This window comes from Streptomyces olivoverticillatus (genome assembly GCF_014203555.1).
GTDB classification, from domain to species: domain Bacteria; phylum Actinomycetota; class Actinomycetes; order Streptomycetales; family Streptomycetaceae; genus Streptomyces; species Streptomyces olivoverticillatus.
Genome location: NZ_JACHJH010000004.1, coordinates 445,642 through 463,838, shown reverse-complemented (window position 1 = coordinate 463,838; position 18,197 = coordinate 445,642). Strand labels below are relative to the sequence as shown.

The following is an 18,197-nucleotide window of genomic DNA, read 5'->3' as shown; positions in this document are numbered from 1 at the left end:
GCCGGCCGAGAAGATGTGGCCGATGTTACATATCGGGTATTTTGCCCTCGGGGCATCCCACCCAGGAGGACGCGATGGTGCGGCACACCCGACTGCCCGGCGAGTCCGCGGAGTACCTCGCCGCCCGCGAAGAGCTCCGCCTCGCCGAGATCGACCTCATGCGCCACCGCGAGCAGGTCGCGGCCCGGCGGCGGGCACTCCCCCAGGGGCCGCCGGTCGACGACTACGTCTTCACCGAGGGCCCCGCCGACCTCGGCGCGGGCGACACCCCCGTCCGCGAGGTCGCCCTGAGCGGGCTGTTCACCGCACCGGAACGGCCGCTGATCGTCTACCACTTGATGTACGGCAAGCGGCAGACCGACCCGTGCCCGATGTGCACCCTGTGGATCGACGGATACAACGGCATCGCCCACCATGTCGCCCGCAACGCCGACTTCGCCATCGCCGCGGCCGCCGGCCTGCCCGCCCTGCGGCAGCATGCGCGGGGCCGCGGCTGGTCCCGGCTGCGCCTGCTGAGCTGCGGGGACAGCACCTTCAAGTACGACCTCGGGAGCGAGGACGAGAACGGCGAGCAGGACTCCACCGTCTCCGTCTTCACCCGGGACGACGACGGCACGATCCGCCACTTCTACTCCGCCCACCCGCGCATGGCCGAGGACATCGACCAACGCGGCATCGACCTCCTCAGCCCCGTCTGGCACCTCCTCGACCTGACGCCGGGCGGCCGCGACGACTGGTACCCGCGACTGAACTACTGACCGTCGGCAGCCGGCCCCGTCGGCATCGACGACACCAGCCGGGTCCCGAGCTCCCGGACCGCCTCCCGGTCGGCGGGGCGGGTGATGCGGGACTCGGCATCGGCCAGGACGAGGCGGGCCTGGTCGGTGACCGCCGCTCGGCGATACGGGTCCGTGACGGAGGCGGCGGCCGTGGTCAGCAGGCGCAGCAGCGCCAGGCACACGGCGGGCTCGCCTGCGCCGTACCGGCGGATCTGGCCGCACGCGAGATCGAGGCAGTCGGCGAAGGCGGGGCCCGCGGCGCTCACCCTGACGACGCCCTCCCGGTCCGTCCTGATGTCGTCGCCAAGGGTGCGCCCGCCCAGCACGCTGATGATCACAGAGAGCCGGTCGAGCGTCTGGACGCCGGTGTACGGGTCGTTGACCGCGGGCGACAGGGCGCGCAGCGCGATGTCGACGAGCTGGCGGATGCCGAACAGCACGTCCTGCTGCAGCGTGCGCTCCGGCCCGATCTGCACGGCGCGCTGCACCGCGCGGGCCAGCGCGGTGGCGTTTCCCGGCGGACCGCCCCGGCGCGACCAGACGAGGGCCAGCGGCGCCGTCCCGGCGACGACGTGGTCGCCCACCCGGGAGACGATCGCCACCACGGCGTCCTGCCCCGCCGCGGTCTCCAGCAGCAGTTCGAGGTGGATGGTCTGCAGGTAGCCGGAGCGCGCGGCGGGCAGCGCGAGCGCGTGCGGCGGCGGGACCGGCCCCGTGCGGTCCACGCCGGGGCCCTCCGGGGTGTAGGTCCGCACGGCGCGGCCGACGATCTCCGCGACCGAGGTCATGATCGTGTCGATTTTGATCGAGTGCACGATGTGGTGCACGAAGAACACCAGCATCCCGAGGCTGAGGAAGATCAGCGCGATCGCCCCGGTGACGGCGAGCCGGGGGAAGTCCGCGCCGCCGGTGGCGCGGACGGTGTAGAGCCCGGCCGTGCTGTAGGCGAAGGTGGCGACGAAGGTGGCGAGGACCACCTGGTTGGGGCGGTCGCGCAGGAAGTTGCGCAGCAGCCGGGGGGAGAACTGGGTCGAGGCCAGCTGGAGGGTGACGATCGTCAGGCCCAGGACCAGCGCGATCACGGTCACGATGGTCGAGGCGATCGTGATCAGCACTTGGCGGGCGTCGTCCGCGGTACCGGCGAAGGCGAGCGGGTGCAGCACCGAGCCCTGCGGGATCCGTACGCGCGCGAGGAGGCTGCCCGCCACCAGGGCCAGGGCCGCGGCCGTCGCCGGCAGCACCCACAGGGCGCCGTGCAGGTATTCCGCGAGCGCCGTGGCTCGGGCACCGCGTCGCACCGGCCGCATCTCCGACCTCCTGCCCGTGGCTGCCGTTCCTGCCCGCAGGGTTCCCCGCGCCGGGCGGCCGCGCGCGTACGTCCACCGAACGGCCTAATGGCCCGGCTGGGCGGTGCAGCCCGGCCCACCAGAGCGCTATGTCCGCTTTACCCCTATATTCTGTTTCATGTGATCAAGCCTGGACGGTCACGGCCCCGTCGTCGCCCCGGCCGGGGGCGGCTCATTCTGCTGTCACCGGTGATCCTGACCGTTGTCATCGCCGCCCTGGCGTACAACACCCCCAAGGAGCTGGCCTTCAGCCGCCTCCTGCCCGCGGCGCCCGCCCTGGCCGCCGCCATGTGGCCCGTGCTCCCCACCGTCCTGCTGGGGACGGTCTGCCTGATGCTCATGATCGGCCTCGGCTTCCTCTTCCCAGGCCTGGGGACGTGGTGGACGGCGGGCGGAATCGTCGCGGTCACCGTGGCGGCCGCGTACGGAAGCCACGTCCGGCTCCAGCGGGAGCGGACCCTCTTCCAGGTGCGGCTCGTCGCCGACGCGGCGCAGCAGGTGGTCCTGAGCCCGCTGCCGGACCGCTGCGGGGGCGTCGAGATCGAGTCCCTGTACATCGCGGCCGCGGCGGAGGCCCGCATCGGCGGCGACTTCTACGAAGTGGTCGACACGCCGTACGGGGTCCGGCTGCTCATCGGCGACGTGCGGGGCAAGGGCCTGCCGGCGGTGGGGGCGGCCGCGGCGATGGTCAACTCCTTCCGGGAAGCGGCCCACGTCGAGCCCGATCTGGGCAGCGTCGCGCGGCGCCTGGAGGCCAGCAGCACCCGATACGGCGCCGCGTTCCCGCCCGAGGACCTGATGGAGCGCTTCGCGACCGCCGTGCTCGTCGAGATCCCGCCCGAGGACAGCCTCGTCCGCATCCTCAACTGCGGGCATCCCCCGCCGCTGCTGACGAGCCGGGGGAAAGTCAGCGTCCTGGAGCCCACCGCCCCCTCGCCGCTGCTCAACCTCGCGGGGCTGATCGGCGACCACTACACCATCGACACCTTCGACTTCGCCCCCGGCGACCTGCTGCTCCTCTACACCGACGGCGTCACCGAGGCCCGCAACCAGGACGGCGAGTTCTTCCCGCTGACGGACTGGATGCGCCGGCAGTCCGCGGTGCGGCCCTACGAGCTGTTCGACGCCCTCCACCTCGCCCTCGTCGCCCACAGCAGAGAGGGCCTCGACGACGACATCGCCGCCCTCGCCGTGCGCTTGGGCGAATCCCCGCCGACCCCATGACGCGCACAGGCACCCCAGCCCCTCAGTCCGGATCCATTTCCGCCGCCGTGACGATGTTCCTGGCCATGCCGCCGAACACCATGGCGTGGAAGGGCTTGACGCTCCACCAGTAGGCGTGCCCGGCGAGGCCGTGGGGGCAGAAGAGGGCGTGCTGCCGGTAGACCGTCTGCCCCTGCGGGTCGCGGTCGACGGTCATCTCCAGCCATGCCCGGCCGGGCAGCCGCATCTCCGCCCTGAGCCGCAGCAGCCGGCCCGGCTCGATCTCCTCCACGCGCCAGAAGTCCAGGCAGTCCCCGGCCCGCAGCCGTACCGCGTCCCGGCGGCCGCGGCGCAGGCCCACGCCGCCCACCAGCGTGTCGAGCCATCCGCGCAGAGACCAGGCCAGGGGCGAGGAGTACCAGCCCGTCTCGCCGCCGATGCCTTCCACCACCCGCCACAGCGCTTCCGGTGACGCGTCGACGGTGGCCTGCCGGTCGTCGGTGTAGCGGCTGCCGCCGGTCCAGGTGGGGTCCGTGGGCAGCGGGTCGCTGGGGGCGCGGGGGGCGGAGGCCGAGGACCAGCGGGTGGCCACGTCGCCGTCGCGGACGCGCTGGAGGGCCAGCCGGACGGCCTCGTCCAGACCGAGGAGGCCTTCCGGGGGCGGCGGCACCCAGCGGTCGATGTCGTGCTCGGCGCAGACCACTTCGTGCCGCAGCGACTCCACCAGCGGCCGAGCGGTGGCGCCGGGCACCGGCGTGACGAGGCCGACCCAGAGGCTGGACAGCCGGGGCGTGAGCACGGGGACGGGCAGGATCAGGCGGTTCGGCAGCCCGGCCACGGCCGCGTACCGCCGCATCATGTCCCGGTAGGTGACGATGTCCGGTCCGCCGATGTCGAAGGTGCGGTTCACGTCGTCCGGCAGCCGGGCGCAGGCCACGAGCAGCCGCAGGACGTCGCGGATGGCGACGGGCTGGGTCCGGGTGCGCACCCAGCGGGGGGTGACCATCACCGGCAGCCGCTCGGTCAGGTAGCGCAGCATCTCGAACGAGGCCGACCCCGAACCGATGATCACGGCCGCGCGCAGCACGGCGGTCGGCACCCCCGAGGCCAGGAGGATGCGGCCCACCTCGGCCCGGGACCGCAGGTGCGGCGACAGTTCGCGCTCGGGCACCGCGCGCGGGGCCAGCCCGCCCAGGTAGACGATCCGCCGGACTCCGGCCTCCCGCGCCTGCTGGCCGAAGATGCGGGCCGCGCGCCGTTCGGTCTCCTCGAAGCCGGGGCCGGTGCCCAGTGCGTGCACCAGGTAGTAGGCGACGTCGATGCCTTTCATCGCCGCGTGGACGGCCGCCTCGTCCGTCACGTCCCCGCCCACCGTCTCGACCTCCCCGGCCCAGGGGTGATCGCGCAGCTTGCCGGGCGTACGGGCCAGGCACCGCACGCCGTGCCCGGCGGCCAGCAGCTCCGGCACCAGCCTGCCGCCCACGTAGCCGGTGGCTCCGGTGACCAGGCAGCGCAGCGGCGGTGCGTCGGCGGCCATGGCGGTCAGCGCCGGCCGGTCCGGCGGCGGTGGGCGGCGGGTGACGCCATGGGAACCTCACGCGTACGGGGGGAGGGCCGTGATCACGCCCCTCCCCCCACATGCTTGGCCCTGCGCCCGGGGCCCGCAACCGTGCGCAGGTTGGCGCATCACCCGTTCGGGTCAGCGAAGGTGACGGCCGGCCGCCTCAACTCCCCTGTTTGGTCGGGGTACACGTGGCCGTGGCCGTCCGGCCGGGATCGCTCTCGGAGCGCGCCGTCAAGGTGATCTTGCCGTGCCGTTCGGCGCCCTTCGTCGCGGAGACGGCGACGGGGACGGTGACGGACGTGCCTGCGCGGGCCGTGGTGAGCCGGTTGGGCAGCCACGCCGACCAGCCCCGGCCCGAGACGGTGGCCGACAGCCGGTAGATGTCGGACAGGGACGCGGTGCGGCCGGTGTTGGCCAGGTCGAAGGTGCACACCGCCCGGCCGTCCGCGGGCCTGCCCTTCGCCGTGCCCTTGCCGAGGGCGAGGCCGCGGCCGGCCGGGCCCGTGCCGTCCAGCGACTTCACGCCGATGTCATAAGAGAGCACTCCGGAGGCGTCGCGCTGCACGTTGAGCACGTAGAAGTGCAGGCGGTTGGCCTGGTCCACGTACTCGTACGAGCTACCGGAGTCGGCCCCGGCGTGGAAGAGGGCGTCGGCGAGCTGCCGGTAGTCCCCCATGGTGATCTTCTGCGAGGTGCCGTCGGGGCGCCGGAAGTCCACCACGTTGATGTCTTCGGGGTGTGCGTCGATCACCCAGGCGAAGGGGGCGTTGTCCTCGTTCTTGGTCTTGCTCAGCAGCACACCGCTGTCCGGGGTGAAGGAGTCCATGCCCATGCGGTCGACGACTTCGACGGTGTAGTTGTCGTAACCCCCGCCGTCGCACAGCGGGTTGGTGGTGCGGTCGCAGGCCGGGGACAGGTCGCGCTTCATGGCGATGTCGATGCCGGTGAGCCCCTTCTCGCCGGGCGGCGCGGAGCGCGCGGTGACGCGGGCGACGACGGGGCCGGAGTCCTTCAGGGCGTCACGGTCCAGGCGCAGGACGTTCTTCTCGTCGACCATGCCGAGCTTGAGCTTGTCCCGCAGGACGTGCTGGGCGCCCATCGAGCCGCCGCCGGTGGCCGGTATCCGCCAGCGGGTGTGCGGGCCTCCGGGGCCGTTGAACGTGCCGCGGGAGAGCATGCCCCAGATGCCGGTGTAGGAGCGGCTGAGCGGAGTGCCGTAGGGGTTGTTGTAATTGTCGCCGATGCCCAGGATGTGGCTGAGCTCGTGGGCGAAGGTGGCCATGCCGGAGCTCTCGGCCTGGGTGGAGGAGCCATCCGCCGCGTTGGGCCAGATGCGGGCGGCCGCCTGCCAGGACGTCCACGGCACGTAGCGGGTCCGGGCGGCGTTCCCCCCGCCCGCGACGGGGGACGGCGGTCCCCAGGCGGCCGGCACGTCCTGGGCCGTCGCGAACTTCATCTGCCCGAACTCCTGCCAGGCCGCGGACTCGTCCACGCCCGCGGTGAGGTAGAAGACGAAGTCGAAGTCCTTCGTCCGGGCCTCGCCCGCGTCGGCGGTCCAGGCGCGCTTGCCGTCGGCGCGGATGTCCTTGCCGCAGGTGTCGCCGACCGGGCAGGCGCCGGGGTTCATGCCGGGCTCGATGCCGTACTGGTACGACTTCCACGGCATCCGGTAGACGCCGAAGGCGGTCAGCTCGACGCCGAGCCGCCCGCCGGAGTCCTCCATCCAGTACTCGTTGATGGTGTGACCGTGGTTGAGCTGGCCGGGCTTGTTCAGGAAGTCCCGGTAGAAGGCGGGCACCCGCTCGCGGGGAATGCCGGAGGCGCCGGCCTGCGGATTGCCGAAGCGGGCGGTGCCGGGCGCCTTGGTGACGGAGAAGTCCTCGTCGGGGTAGTCCAGGAGGACCAGCGCGCCCTTGAACGTACGCCGGGTGGGCTTGACGTCGGGGTCGGCCCAGTCGGTGCCGGGGACCGCGCGGTACTCGGCCCAGGTCATGTCGTCCGGGTTGCGCCAGTGCTGCGGGTCCAGAGGCTGGACGAGCGGTGGCCGCGGGGCGGCGGGGCCCGATGCGGCGCCCGCGGGGCCGGTGGCCACGACGGCCAGGGCGCCCAGGAGCAGGGCGACGGCGCCGAGCCACCGTATTCGGCGCACAGTGCGGGGGCTTCTGCGAGCAAGCCTGCGAGTGGGTCTACGGGTGTGTCCGCGGGTGCGTCTGCGACGGAGGAACAAGACTCACCTCTTGTCTGAGTCGTCTTGGCGGTGCGTCGACGGTGCAGTGCTGCGGTTCCCATCGCGGTCACGGTAGGGCGGGGAGTGGAGTGACGCCAGGGTCCCCGCACGACCCAGCGGCAACACCAGCCATCGGGCCCGCCCTTACGCGACCTTCGGCGCCGCCCGCATCCCGATGTAGCAGCAGCCCGTGCCGTCGGGCAGCTCGGCGAAGACCACCGGCATCCAGTCCTCGCTGAAGGAGGGCCCCGCGCCCGAGGCGGCGAACGCCGTCTGCGTCACCGGGATGAGGTCCGCCTCCAGGGGCGGGGAGAAGTTCTTCATGCCGTCGACGAACTCGTACACCAGGTGGCCCGCGCCGTCCCGCTCCGTCACGGTGATGACGACGCCCTCGCGCCGGTACGTGCCGACGAACGGCGCGAGGTCCACCACGGGCGGCTGCGCCGCAGGGGCGAAGGAGTCCGGCATCGTCACCCCGGCCAGCTCGCCCAGCAGTTCGCGGAGGAGGGCGGCGTAGACGCGGCGTGCGCCGCCGCCGTTGGTGAGCAGGGCGACGGCCACGCCCGCATCCGGCACCACCCGCAGGTACCCGTACTGCCCGATCGAGGCGCCGTCGTGGCCGTAGCCGGGGATGCCGTCCCAGTCGTACAGGGTCCAGCCCAGACCCCAACCGTCCGCGCTGACCGTCCACTTGTCGGGGACGCCGACCTCGCGGCGCTGCATCGCGACGACGGTCTGCGGGGCCAGCACGCGCGTCCCGTCCAGCGCCGTACCGCCGTCGAGGTGCATCCGGGCCAGCCGCACCACGTCGCCCGCGCTGGCGATCACCCGCCCGTACGGGCCCGCCGAGCGCGGCATGAGGTCCCAGGAGGGCGCCGGGTCCGGGTCGGTGCCCGGCTCCCCCAAGTGCCCCATCGCCGCCCGGAACCGCAGCGCCTCCTCCGGCAGCGTCATGGTGTGGTCGAGGCCGAGCGGGGCGAAGAGGTGCTGCTTGAGCGCCTCGTCCCAGGTCAGGCCGGTAAGCACCTCCACGATCCGGCCGAGCACGTTGTAGCCGATGCCGCTGTAGGAGACGGCCGTGCCGGGCCGGCAGTCCAGCGCCACGCCCTTGGCGGCCTCGACATAGCGCTCCAGGCAGTCGTCACCGCGCCCGGTGTCCAGGGTGAAGTCGCAGGTCAGGCCGCTGGTGTGGCTGAGCAGCATGCGGGGCGTGATGACCCGGGTGGCCTCCGGATCGGCGGCGGCGAAGTCCGGCAGCACGGCCGTGACCGGAGCGTCCAGGTCCAGGGCGCCGGATTCGGCGAGCTTCATGACCAGCGTGGCCGTGTACACCTTGGCGATCGAACCGAGCTGGAAGACCGAGTCGGTGGTCGCCTCCACGCCGGTCCCCCGGTGCAGCACCCCGCTCGCCAGCTCGTGCACGGTCCCGTCCACGAGCACGGCCAGGGTCGCTCCCGGCACATGGTGGGCGGCGCACAGCTCGGTGAGACGGGCCTGCCAGCGCGGGTGGTCGAACTCTCGCACCGTGCGGCTCACGTTCTCGGACATGACATCTCCCCTGGTCGACAAGCACCCCGGCGCTTTCCGCGCCGACTCCGAACACTGTACGGAATTCCGAACAGTGTTCGCAAGGGCGTACGTCGTACGACGTGATGGCTATCCTGTGACCCGCGACAAGGAAGGGAGCCGCATGCAGGCCGACGAGAAGCACCCGCAGCCACCGATCCCGTCGGTGTGGACCCGCCCCCGGCGCGGCAAGCGCGAGCAGCCCGCGCTGAGCCGGGAGCAGATCGTGTCCGTCGCGCTCGAACTCCTCGACACCGAGGGCATCGATGCCCTGAGCATGCGCAAGCTCGGCACCCGGCTGAACGCCGGCGCCACCTCGCTCTACACCTACGTGGCCAACAAGGACGAGCTCATCGAGCTCGTCGTGGACGAGGTCTATGGAGAGATCGAGATCCCGGACCCCGCAGCCGGGATCCCCTGGCGGGCCGCCGCCGCCGACTGTGCCCACAGCTTCCGCGCGGTGATCCTGAACCACCCCTGGACGGCCTCGGTCCTCGGCGAACTGGGCGTCACCCAGCTGGGTCCGAACGTCATGCGGCTGTCCGAGAGCATGCTCGCGCTCTTCGAGTCCGCGGGCCTGCCCGCGGGCGAGGCCGACTTCGCCGTCTCCGCCGTCGGCTCGTACGTGATCGGCACGGCCGTCACCGAGGCCGCATGGCTGACGACGCTGGCCCGCCTCGGCCGGAGCGAGGAGGAGTGGCTGGCCTCCCTGCTCCCCACCGCCGAGGAAGCCGCCCGCGACCATCCCCAGCTGCGGGAGCAGTACGCGTCACTGCGGGACAAGAACCCGCGCGAAACCCGCGAGGAGAAGTTCGACTACGGCCTCCAGCGCGTCCTGGACGGCCTGGAGACCCGGCTCGGGCAGCAGCCCTAAGCTCCCGCCCCCTCGCCGAGCATCCGGTGCAGCGCGGCCTTCATGCTCTTCACGAACGTCTCGCGCGTCCCGTCCGGCAGGACGTCCAGGGACAGATACGGGTTGAGGTCCTCCAACTCGACGAGGAGGAGGCCGCCTTCCGGGATGCGGCAGGCGTCCACGCGCTGGATGCCGTGGTCGATGGCGTTCCAGTCGACGAAGCGCTGGGCGAAGGCCAGGTCGGCCGGGGTGGGGTCGTACGGCTCCAGGTCCCAGCGGCGGCCCGGGTGCGGGGCGTGCAGGGCGTACTGGAAGGCGTGGTCGACGAAGTAGAAGGAGAGCTCGCTGCGCAGCTCGATGCGCGGCTGGACCAGCACGGCTCCGGCGGTGAAGGCGTGGCTCTCCAGGCGGTCGCGGGGGACGATCTCCAGGCCGATGGAGTCCGCGCCCGCCTTGGGCTTGACGACGTACTCGGCCGCTTCCGGGAGGCGGGCGAGGTCCTCGGGGCGGTCGACGGTCGGGATGACCGGATAGCCCTCGGCGCTCAGGTCGAGGAGGTACTGCTTGCCGACCATGTCGGCCTTGCCCGTCAGCTGGTTGTAGACGAGCACGCCGTCCGCGAGCGCGCGGTCGCGGAAGGCGTCGTAGGCAGCCTGGTAGTGCAGGACCGGGCCGCTGTTGCGGATGACGACCGCGTCGAAGCCGCCCATCAACTCGGCCGCGTCCAGCGGATGGCACAGGGCCACGCGGAAGTCCTCGCGCAGCCGGGAGCTCAGGAAGATGTCCTCGTCGCAGTACCTGCGGCCGCGGGCCTCGTAGGCGAGGTCGGTGACGAACAGGACGCGGGGCTGGGCGGACGGCATCGCTCTCCCGGGGCCGAGGGGCGGTCGACTGGCGAGACGATTATCCGCCAACCACCAAAACCGTCGGCTCCCCATACCGCCGACCGCCGAAGCCGTCAGGCCGTGGCGCGGCAGACCGGCACCCGGTGCGCGCCGTGGCCCGTGCCGGACAGGCGGGCGAAGGCGTAGGCCGCGGAGACCAGCGTCATGTGGTGGTGCCAGCCGGGGTACGAGCGGCCTTCGAAGGCGGAGATGCCGAAGTCCTCGGCAAGGGTGTCCAGCGTGGCCGAGGCGTCCTGGGCGGCCGCGAGGGTCAGCAGCCGTTCGGTGCGGTCGTGGATCAGGTTGGTGAGCCAGAGGCGTGCGGGACGGTTGCCGACGGGGTCCCATTCGGCGAAGAGGCGGTACACGGATCGCGTGGCGGTGACGCCCGGCAGCCGTACGAGGCAGGTCAGGACGCGCACGCCGCGCGTGCCGCCCGCGGCCGTGCCGTGCAGGGCGGTGACGGCACTGCCGTGGCGGCCGAGCAGGAGCCGGGCGCCGAGCGGCCCGCCGTCCGCGGGGTCCTGCGCGAAGGGCAGCAGCGGCAGGGACGGCGGGACGGCGATGACGTGGTCGTAGCGGCGGTCGCCGAGGGCGCGTACGAGCGATCCGGCGTCCTGCTCATGGCTCATGTCGGCCACCACGGGCAGCGGGAGGGCGCCCGTCTCCCTGGCCAGGGACTCGACCATGCCGAGCACGTACGCCGCGAGGGGCCGCTCCCGGTAGAGCGCGGGGATCCTGGCGCGGGCGCGCAGCTCTTCGTCGTCGCTCCACCGCCCGGGCACCAGCAGCCGCCAGTCGACGGGTATCTGCCGGCCGTCCCCGGCGAGGAAGATGCCCACGCCGACCTGGCAGTTGATGGTCCGGCCCAGGGCCGGGACAAAGCGGCGGTGGACTCCCGCGGAGTGCTCGCCCCGCTTGGGGATGGCGGTCAGGCCCACCGTCCAGGCCGTGGCCGCCGTCCGCTGCTCGGACCACCGCAGCAGGGCCCGGCGGACCGGCTTCCAGTCCCAGGGGCTGGCGTTGACGAACTGCTGGAGGGAGAGCGCCGCCCCGGGCAGGCCGGAGGTGGCGGCCAGCTGCCGGATCGACTTGCGGCCCGGGGCCGCCAGCAGCCCTTCGAGGTAGACGCGGGCCCAGCGGCGCTGGTCGGCCCGCGGCAGCTCCGCGAACACCTCCTGGGCGAAGGGGGTGAAAGGGTCGTGCGGCTGCGCCTGCCGTGCGGGCAGACGCGTCACAACATGCGCGGTCGCAGTCGCGGTCATGGGTGTGCTGCCTCCTTGGTCCGTCGCGAGAAAAATACATAACGCTCTCTTTTTTTTCCAGTGGGGCCCCGGGCGGCTCCGAAGCGGCCGACAACGGAACGGTTGTGGCAAGTCGGCCTGTTCGCGCCCCTGCCCCTGGCCGCACGCTTGAAGATGAACCGGCGACGGCGGCGCGGAGGCAGGGGCGGGGAAGAAATGGCCAGGCAGGACAGGGCGGTGCGGACCCGCGCGGCGCTCATCGAGACGGCTGCGGGCGAGTTCGCCCGGCATGGGTACGCGGGGGCGGCGCTGAGCCGGATCAGCAGGGCCGCGGGGGCCTCCACGGGCGCCCTGACGTTCCACTTCGACTCCAAGGGCGACTTGGCGGCCGCGGTGGTGGAACAGGCCGTCACGGCGGGCCGGACCGTGGTCGAGGAGGCGACGGCGGGTCACGCGGCGCCGTTACGGCAGCTCACCGCTGTGGTCCTCGGCCTCGCGGAGAAGGCCGAGGACGACATCGCCGTCCGTTGCGCGGTGCGGCTGGAACGGGAGGCGCTCGCGGAGGCGGAGAGCTGGCGGGAGGTGTGGTGGCCCGTGGTGGGGCGGCTGGCCGAGGACGCCTGCCGCCTGGGCGAACTGCCCACCACGGCTTCGCCGTCCGGCGTGGTGGGGCTTGCCGCGCTGTTCATCCGGAGCATCGGCATCCACCACGGACCCGGGACGGGAGCCGCGCACCTGGCGCGGCTGTGGCTCATGACCCAGCCGGGGGCGGCGGCCGGGCCGCTCTAGGGCGCGCTCAGCGGGCCGGGGCCCGGGTGCACCCCGGCGGCCCGCCACACCGCGTCGCTGCGGTACCAGTGATCCTGCGCGAAGAGCCGGAACTGACGCTCCGTCACTCCGCCGGGCCTGCCACGCAATTCGGCCAGACATCGGTCCAGCGGCCAGTCCCGTACCGGCTGCTCGACCAGCCCGCGCGCCGCCATCGCCGCGATCCACTCACCGCTGGGCACCGGCCGCGGGTGACCGGCGTGGTAGACGCCCGGGGCCAGGGCCTGCGCCGCGGGCACCGTCGCGATGCGGGCGATCAGCCGGGCGAGGTCGTCGACGTCGACGAGCGAGAGCAGCCCGCGCCCGCCGTCCCACAGCGCAGGGACGCGGCGCACGGCGTCCTGGACCGCGGGCAGCACCCAGCGGTCCCCCGCGCCCAGGATCAGCCCCGGCCGCAGGACGACGCCGCCCGCCGCCAGCACCGGCTCCTCGGCGGCCAGCCGGCTGCGGCTGACGGCGGACACGGGCTCCGGGTCCACCTCGCCGACCTCGATCCCGCGATGCGGCCCCGCCCCGTAGACGGCGGAGGTCGACAGCAGGACGAGCCGCCCCACACCCGCACGGCGCGCCTCGGCCACCACGGCGTGGGTGCCCCGCACGTTGACCGCCTGGCAGCGCTCCTCGTCCGGGCCGATGTAGCAGGCGAGATGCAGCAGGACGTCGCTGTCGTCGCAGAGCCCGCGCAGCGACGCGGGGTCGGTCACATCGGCGGCGACCCATTCCACGCGGGTGTCCGTCTCCGGCACCCGCCGCGCGACCGCCCGCACCCGGGCGCCCTTCTGCGCCAGCTTCCCGACGACGGCCGCGCCGACGAACCCCGTGGCGCCGAGGACGGTGATCCTCACTTCTTCCGCCGCTTCCCGCTCGGCTCCAGGCGCAGCGCCTCCCGCACCTCGTCCACGGCCAGCGCGGGCAGCAGGTAGCGCCACAGCGACTGGATGCGCTGTGGCAGGTCAGCGCGGTCGGTGGAGATCTGCGAGAACAGCTGGGTGCCCGAGAAGCAGCTCACCAGCAGCCAGGCCGCCTCCGCCTCGTCCACCGACGGCCGGAGCTCGCCCCGGACGCGGGCGGCGCGGAACTGCTCGCGGAAGGCCTCGGCCCACTGCTGGTACGCCTGGTCGTCGCGGACCCCGAACTCGCCCTGTTCGACGGCAAGCCGTACTCCCCCGCGCAGCACCGGGTTGGTCTGGAGCTGCTCGGCCAGGTACAGCGTGATGTCGATCAGCCGCTGGAGGCCGTCGGGGCCGCCGGGCAGTTCGAGCTCGTCGCCCTGGCCGACCATCACGGCCTTCGCCAGGGCCTCCTTCGACCCGAAATGGAAGTAGACGGCGCCCTGGGTGACCTTCGCCCGTTTTGTGATCTTCGTGACCGACGCACCACTGAAGCCGTACTCGTCGAAGACCTCGGCCGCGGCCCGCAAAATGCTTGCCTTCGTCCGCAATGCCCGCTGCTGGGGCGCCCGTTCGGACTTGATATCTCCCGTTTCGTCATCCATCCCGGCACCTCTCGACAAAAAAACGATCGTTCTTTATCTTACGGGACAGCGCGTTCAACGCGGCAGTCAGCAGTCCGCTGGGGGGACCACGCGGACGCAGAGACGCTTTCGGGGGAAACTCATGCTCGTCCTCACTGCGCAGCACCCGCACGCCGGGACCGCGATCCCGCGGCAGTACGTGCACAAGGCAGCGCAGAGCGAAGTACTGGTCACCGGCTGGGAGGCGCTGGACGGCGACGCCTTCACCGTCACCGCGCAGTGGCCCCGCGCCCACAGCTACTACGGCGCCGTGAACGGGCGGCACGATCCGCTGCTCCTGGCGGAGACCGTCCGCCAGACCATTCCGCTGCTCAGCCACCTCGGCTACGACGTCCCCTTCGGACATCGCCAGATATGGGACGACCTCAACTGGACTGCCGACCCCGCAGCCCTGACCTGCGCGGCGCTTCCGGCCGAGATCGAGATGCACATCCAGTGCAGTGATGTCACCCGGCGCGGGGGCCGGCTGGCCGCCCTGCGCATGGACGTCGTCCTGATGCGTGACGGCGTGCAGTTGGGCACCGCGGCCACCCGTTTCGCCAGCCAGTCGCCGAACGTCTACACCCGCCTGCGCGGCTCCTACGCCGACCTCGGGCAGGCCGCGGCGCGCTGCGTCGCGCTGGCGCCCCCGGCGCCGCCCCGGCGCATGGGCCGCGAACGGTTCCAGGACGTGGTGCTCTCACCCAGCGCCACGGCGCACCGCTTCCAGCTGCGCATGGACCTGAACCATCCGGTGCTCTTCGACCACCCGGTCGACCACGCGCCGGGCATGCTGCTGCTGGAGGCGGCGCGGCAGGCGGCGCACGAAGCGCTCTACCCGCACTGCGCGCTGGTCACCGGGATGGAGAGCGCGTTCCACCGGTACGTGGAGTTCGACGCGCCGTGCTGGATCGAGAGCGAAGTGCTGGAGCGGGAGGGCGACGATGCGGCCGTGCGGGTCGTGGCGACCCAGCACGGTCACGAGGTGTTCGCCGCCACGGTCACCGCGCGGCTGGGGTGAGCAGGCCCGCCGCCTGCGCCCGCTGCACGAAGTGCTGCGTGCCCCACCGCTCGCGGTACTCGTCGAAGGCCCGGTCCAGCGCCGCGTCCCAGCGGCGCCGGGCTTGCTCCCCGTACGCCTCCAGGCCGCTGCGGACCAGGTGGCCGACGGCCTCCTCGCGGGCCGCGTTCCACCGGTCGTCCAGCGTCCGGGCGCGCTGGGCCAGGGCCACCGGCACCATGGGGGTCATCACCTGCCGCCCCGGGTTCACCAGCGCGCGGGCGGCCGCGTCGATGCCGTCGAGGCAGGCGGCGGCGATGCCCTCGGCGTGCCCGGACAGCGCGCCGTCACGGGCGACCGTCAGGCCGTACGCCAGTTGCCCGGCGTCCTCGCGCGCCATCCCCGCGAGGGCGGAGTCGAGGGACGGGCCGAGGGGCGAGCCGAAGGAAGGCCCGTGGGAAGTGCCGTGGGAAGAGCCGTGGGAAGAGCCGTGGGAAGAGAGCACGCCGGCCGTGCGCGCGGTGTGCCGCAGCGAGCGCAGGGCCGCGGCCGTCAGGACGCCGAGTCCGGTCAGGTAACAGGCGACCAGGCCCTCGTGCCAGCCGGAGTGCGCGACCGCGTCCGGGCCGAAGGCCGGTACGCAGACGCGGCGCGGCGGCGGCACGCCGTACGCCGACTGCTCCTCCCGCCGCAGCCGCGCCAGCCACTGTCCGCAGAGCGTGGCGTGGCGGCGCTGCTCAGCGCTGTGGGCGCGCAGCGTCTCGCGGTGGCCGTCGCCGGGGGCGCGACGGGACAGGGCGAGAAGCGCAGCGGCCAGCCCCGCCTTGTGGGCGCAGAGATCTTCGAGAGCGGCCGTCAGCCGTTGCCGCGCATGGGGATTGAGCGCCTGCCGGCCCGCAGCGGTGTCCCGGCACTTCATGGTCGTTCCCTCGTCCGTTCCGTGCAGTCGTGCGTGAAGAGTCGTGGAGGCACGGGGGCGGTCCGCGCGGACCGCCCCGTACCGCTGCGTGCTCAGCTCCAGTACGTCAGGGGCTGGTCGGTGCCGCGCACACCGATGAAGAAGCTCACCGCGGCGCGGTCGCGGCCCTTGGACGGGCGGACGGCGTGGATGCGGGAGGCGTGCGAGAGGATCAGCATGCCGGCCTCGGGCTTGAGGGCCACGGCGGGCGCCGGGATCAGGTCGCGGTTGAGTCCGTAGCTGTCCGCGGTGATGCGCAGCGCGTCGTACTCGGCGTGCTCGTAGCCGCGCGACCACAGCTCGAGCTCGCCGCCCTCCTCGGCCGTCTGCAGGTAGAGGTTGGCGGTCATCTGGGTCAGCAGCTCGGGCTTGCCGTCGGCGCGGGCCTCGCGGCGCAGGTCCTCCAGCTCCCAGGAGAGGAAGTCCTGGTGGGGGATGGCCCCGTTGCCCTCCTGGAAGACGCGGGCCTGGCCGACGAAGAGCGGGTTGCCGTCCAGGTGCTCCATGTTGGCACCGCCCGGCCAGCCCTCCTGGAGCTCCAGGCGCAGCCGGTCGATGGGCGAGAGGAAGGGGGACCAGGCGTCGCGCAGCGACTGCACGGCGGCGACGGCCTCGTTGAAGTAGCGCTTCTCGCGCTCCGCGGTGGACAGGCCCTCGTAGGTGTTCAGGCCCCACTTGTGGACGCCCGGGACGTTCGCGTACTCGCCGTAGAGGCGGTCCTTCATGAGCTGCTCGGTGGCACGCTCGCACAGGTCCTGCGGGCAGTAACGGCGGACGACGATCGCAATGGCGTCGCCGTGCGCCAGGGCGAGGAGGTCCGCCCTGGTAATTCGCTCCGCCTCGATGACACGCGGGTTCGCCAGCTCACCGAAGGGCGAAATGGCGGGGGTTGCAGCGGTCAGCATTGCCGAATCCTTTTCGATGGCCGATCAATTCGCTGCACAGCGTAGATCGCGGATTGCGGCCGCGGACGGCCCGGAAACGGCCTGGAAGCGGCCTGGAAACGGCCGCGTTTCCGGGCCTTCTGCCGTCCTTCTGCCGGGCTTTGGCGGCCCTTTGGGTGGCGGCGCCGGACATGCCGCCCTGCGGCGGACGACGCGGGTCCGGTGCACGGGGGCCGGTCCCGGGGGGAAAGTTGCCAAAGTGGTGACGGGCCGCGAGCCGCCCGGTCGCCGCTCCCCCTTGGCAGCACTGGGGAGTGCCCTTCGCGCACGCCCGTACGCGGATGTGGGGAGGTTCCCCGACGTGTAGCTTCGCTCGTGCTTGGCGTCGCTGCTTGGAAGCGTCCCGAGCGGAACGATGGGGGAGTCGTAATGGAATTCAGAATCCTTGGCCACTTCGAAATAGCAGCCGACGACGAAACCATCTGCACGCCACGGCCCTTGAAGCAGAGAGCCCTGCTGGCCCTGCTGGTCTCCAAGCACGGCCAATGCCTTTCGGTGGCCGATCTGGTGGACTGCCTGTGGGGCGGCGAGGCGCCGCCCACGGCCCGCGCGGCGCTCCAGGTCTACATCTCCAAGCTGCGCAAGCACCTGGCCGGAGCCGGCTTCGCCTCGGGCAGCCTCTCCACCAGCCTGCCGGGGTACGTCCTGCACCTGGGCGACAACGGCTTCGACCTCGACGAATTCCTCCGGCTCACCCAGCGCAAGGGCGCCCCGCACCCGGAGGACCGGCCCGGCCTGGAGCGCGAGGCGCAGAACCTGCAGCGCGCGCTCGCCCTCTGGCGCGGCCCCGCCCTGGTCGACCTGCGCGACGTCCCGTCGCTGCGCGAGCTGGGGATCGTCCTGGACGAGGCGTGGATGTCCGCCTACGAGCGCAAGCTGGAGATCGATCTGCTGCTGGGCAGGGAGCTCATGGTCCTCAGCGACCTGCGCCGGCTGGCGCTGCAATACCCCAAGCGCGAGAAGATCCAGGGCCTGCTGATGACCGCCCTTTACCGCAACGGCCGGGCCGCCGAGGCGCTTTCCACGTATCACGGGCTGCGCCAGACGCTCGTCGAGCATCTGGGAATGGATCCCGGGCAGCGGCTCAACAAGCTGCACCATGCAATTCTCAATCGGGAGAGCTGGCTGGAAGAGCGCAAGAACGGCCTCTTCGCCTCTGTGGTGTGACGCACAAAGGGACCTGGTTGGTCCCTACATATAGTCTGTGACGGCCCGTCGGATTTCCGGCGGGCCGTTTCGTGTGCCGGGCCGCTAAAGCGCCGGTAAACGCACACGGTTGGCGCGCTGA

Annotated in this window: 16 protein-coding genes; 6 read left to right on the top strand and 10 right to left on the bottom strand. The window is 72.4% G+C overall.

Translation table 11 applies throughout. The features are described from left to right. The first annotated feature begins 74 nt into the window (after positions 1-74). Positions 75-758 (top strand): DUF899 family protein, encoded by a 684-nt coding sequence (locus FHS39_RS16285; protein WP_184350055.1) that lies wholly within the window; start codon positions 75-77, stop codon positions 756-758. On the opposite strand, the gene FHS39_RS16280 is transcribed toward FHS39_RS16285, so the two are convergent. Continuing rightward, positions 752-2,086 (bottom strand): DUF2254 domain-containing protein, encoded by a 1,335-nt coding sequence (locus tag FHS39_RS16280; protein ID WP_184350054.1) that lies wholly within the window; start codon positions 2,084-2,086, stop codon positions 752-754. The two genes, FHS39_RS16285 and FHS39_RS16280, sit on opposite strands and share 7 nt — an antisense overlap. A gap of 228 nt (positions 2,087-2,314) precedes the next feature. Between FHS39_RS16280 and FHS39_RS16275 the strand changes: the two genes are divergently transcribed. Further along, complete coding sequence (locus FHS39_RS16275) at positions 2,315-3,349, top strand: PP2C family protein-serine/threonine phosphatase (RefSeq protein ID WP_343069605.1); 1,035 nt, start codon at positions 2,315-2,317, stop codon at positions 3,347-3,349. A gap of 22 nt (positions 3,350-3,371) precedes the next feature. On the opposite strand, the gene FHS39_RS16270 is transcribed toward FHS39_RS16275, so the two are convergent. The 3 genes from FHS39_RS16270 to FHS39_RS16260 all read right to left on the bottom strand — a co-directional run bounded on the left by FHS39_RS16270 (position 3,372) and on the right by FHS39_RS16260 (position 8,667). Further along, positions 3,372-4,865, bottom strand: a complete 1,494-nt coding sequence (locus FHS39_RS16270) for an SDR family oxidoreductase (RefSeq protein ID WP_184350052.1) — start codon at positions 4,863-4,865, stop codon at positions 3,372-3,374. Positions 4,866-5,052: 187 nt separating this feature from the next. Beyond that, a complete protein-coding gene (locus FHS39_RS16265) occupies positions 5,053-7,041 on the bottom strand; it encodes a M6 family metalloprotease domain-containing protein (RefSeq protein WP_184350051.1) in 1,989 nt (662 codons plus the stop codon). Between the two features lie 222 nt (positions 7,042-7,263). After that, a complete protein-coding gene (locus tag FHS39_RS16260; protein WP_184350050.1) occupies positions 7,264-8,667 on the bottom strand; it encodes a serine hydrolase domain-containing protein in 1,404 nt (467 codons plus the stop codon). A 142-nt stretch (positions 8,668-8,809) separates the two neighbouring features. Here FHS39_RS16260 and FHS39_RS16255 point away from each other — a divergent pair, with 142 nt between their 5' ends. Further along, complete coding sequence (locus FHS39_RS16255) at positions 8,810-9,559, top strand: TetR/AcrR family transcriptional regulator (RefSeq protein ID WP_184350049.1); 750 nt, start codon at positions 8,810-8,812, stop codon at positions 9,557-9,559. Here the strand turns inward: FHS39_RS16255 and FHS39_RS16250 are convergent. Further along, entirely contained in the window at positions 9,556-10,401 is an 846-nt protein-coding gene (locus FHS39_RS16250; RefSeq protein WP_184350048.1) for an ATP-grasp domain-containing protein, read from the bottom strand. The genes FHS39_RS16255 and FHS39_RS16250 overlap by 4 nt on opposite strands. Before the next feature lie 95 nt (positions 10,402-10,496). Next, positions 10,497-11,687, bottom strand: coding sequence for an IS701 family transposase (locus FHS39_RS16245; RefSeq protein ID WP_246470273.1), 1,191 nt, complete (start codon positions 11,685-11,687; stop codon positions 10,497-10,499). Positions 11,688-11,882: 195 nt separating this feature from the next. Here FHS39_RS16245 and FHS39_RS16240 point away from each other — a divergent pair, with 195 nt between their 5' ends. Further along, the gene (locus FHS39_RS16240; protein WP_184350047.1) at positions 11,883-12,455 is read left to right on the top strand and encodes a TetR family transcriptional regulator; all 573 of its coding nucleotides are present in this window, start codon (positions 11,883-11,885) and stop codon (positions 12,453-12,455) included. Here the strand turns inward: FHS39_RS16240 and FHS39_RS16235 are convergent. Both FHS39_RS16235 and FHS39_RS16230 read right to left on the bottom strand, forming a co-directional pair. Further along, complete coding sequence (locus tag FHS39_RS16235) at positions 12,452-13,339, bottom strand: NAD-dependent epimerase/dehydratase family protein (protein ID WP_184350046.1); 888 nt, start codon at positions 13,337-13,339, stop codon at positions 12,452-12,454. The genes FHS39_RS16240 and FHS39_RS16235 overlap by 4 nt on opposite strands. After that, on the bottom strand, positions 13,336-13,989 hold the full coding sequence (locus FHS39_RS16230; protein ID WP_184350045.1) for a ScbR family autoregulator-binding transcription factor: 654 nt from the start codon (positions 13,987-13,989) through the stop codon (positions 13,336-13,338). Before FHS39_RS16230 ends, FHS39_RS16235 begins: the two co-directional genes overlap by 4 nt. Positions 13,990-14,110: 121 nt before the next feature. Between FHS39_RS16230 and FHS39_RS16225 the strand changes: the two genes are divergently transcribed. Beyond that, on the top strand, positions 14,111-15,028 hold the full coding sequence (locus FHS39_RS16225) for a ScbA/BarX family gamma-butyrolactone biosynthesis protein (RefSeq protein WP_184350044.1): 918 nt from the start codon (positions 14,111-14,113) through the stop codon (positions 15,026-15,028). Here FHS39_RS16225 and FHS39_RS16220 read toward each other — a convergent pair. Next, a complete protein-coding gene (locus tag FHS39_RS16220; RefSeq protein WP_184350043.1) occupies positions 15,009-15,926 on the bottom strand; it encodes a hypothetical protein in 918 nt (305 codons plus the stop codon). The genes FHS39_RS16225 and FHS39_RS16220 overlap by 20 nt on opposite strands. 92 nt (positions 15,927-16,018) lie before the next feature. Further along, positions 16,019-16,870, bottom strand: coding sequence for a 2OG-Fe(II) oxygenase (locus tag FHS39_RS16215; RefSeq protein WP_184350042.1), 852 nt, complete (start codon positions 16,868-16,870; stop codon positions 16,019-16,021). 477 nt (positions 16,871-17,347) lie between these two features. Between FHS39_RS16215 and FHS39_RS16210 the strand changes: the two genes are divergently transcribed. Then, positions 17,348-18,076: an AfsR/SARP family transcriptional regulator gene (locus tag FHS39_RS16210; RefSeq protein ID WP_184350041.1), complete on the top strand. Its 729-nt coding sequence runs from the start codon at positions 17,348-17,350 to the stop codon at positions 18,074-18,076. Positions 18,077-18,197 lie beyond the last annotated feature (121 nt).

Bases quoted from the DNA above. Each gene is read 5' to 3' on its own strand.
- FHS39_RS16225 (WP_184350044.1), top strand. From the start codon at position 14,111: ATGCTCGTCCTCACTGCGCAGCACCCGCACGCCGGGACCGCGATCCCG.
- FHS39_RS16220 (WP_184350043.1), bottom strand. From the start codon at position 15,926: ATGAAGTGCCGGGACACCGCTGCGGGCCGGCAGGCGCTCAATCCCCAT.
- FHS39_RS16285 (WP_184350055.1), top strand. From the start codon at position 75: ATGGTGCGGCACACCCGACTGCCCGGCGAGTCCGCGGAGTACCTCGCC.
- FHS39_RS16230 (WP_184350045.1), bottom strand. From the start codon at position 13,989: ATGGATGACGAAACGGGAGATATCAAGTCCGAACGGGCGCCCCAGCAG.
- FHS39_RS16270 (WP_184350052.1), bottom strand. From the start codon at position 4,865: ATGGCCGCCGACGCACCGCCGCTGCGCTGCCTGGTCACCGGAGCCACC.
- FHS39_RS16280 (WP_184350054.1), bottom strand. From the start codon at position 2,086: ATGCGGCCGGTGCGACGCGGTGCCCGAGCCACGGCGCTCGCGGAATAC.
- FHS39_RS16240 (WP_184350047.1), top strand. From the start codon at position 11,883: ATGGCCAGGCAGGACAGGGCGGTGCGGACCCGCGCGGCGCTCATCGAG.
- FHS39_RS16215 (WP_184350042.1), bottom strand. From the start codon at position 16,870: ATGCTGACCGCTGCAACCCCCGCCATTTCGCCCTTCGGTGAGCTGGCG.
- FHS39_RS16260 (WP_184350050.1), bottom strand. From the start codon at position 8,667: ATGTCCGAGAACGTGAGCCGCACGGTGCGAGAGTTCGACCACCCGCGC.
- FHS39_RS16250 (WP_184350048.1), bottom strand. From the start codon at position 10,401: ATGCCGTCCGCCCAGCCCCGCGTCCTGTTCGTCACCGACCTCGCCTAC.
- FHS39_RS16245 (WP_246470273.1), bottom strand. From the start codon at position 11,687: ATGACCGCGACTGCGACCGCGCATGTTGTGACGCGTCTGCCCGCACGG.
- FHS39_RS16255 (WP_184350049.1), top strand. From the start codon at position 8,810: ATGCAGGCCGACGAGAAGCACCCGCAGCCACCGATCCCGTCGGTGTGG.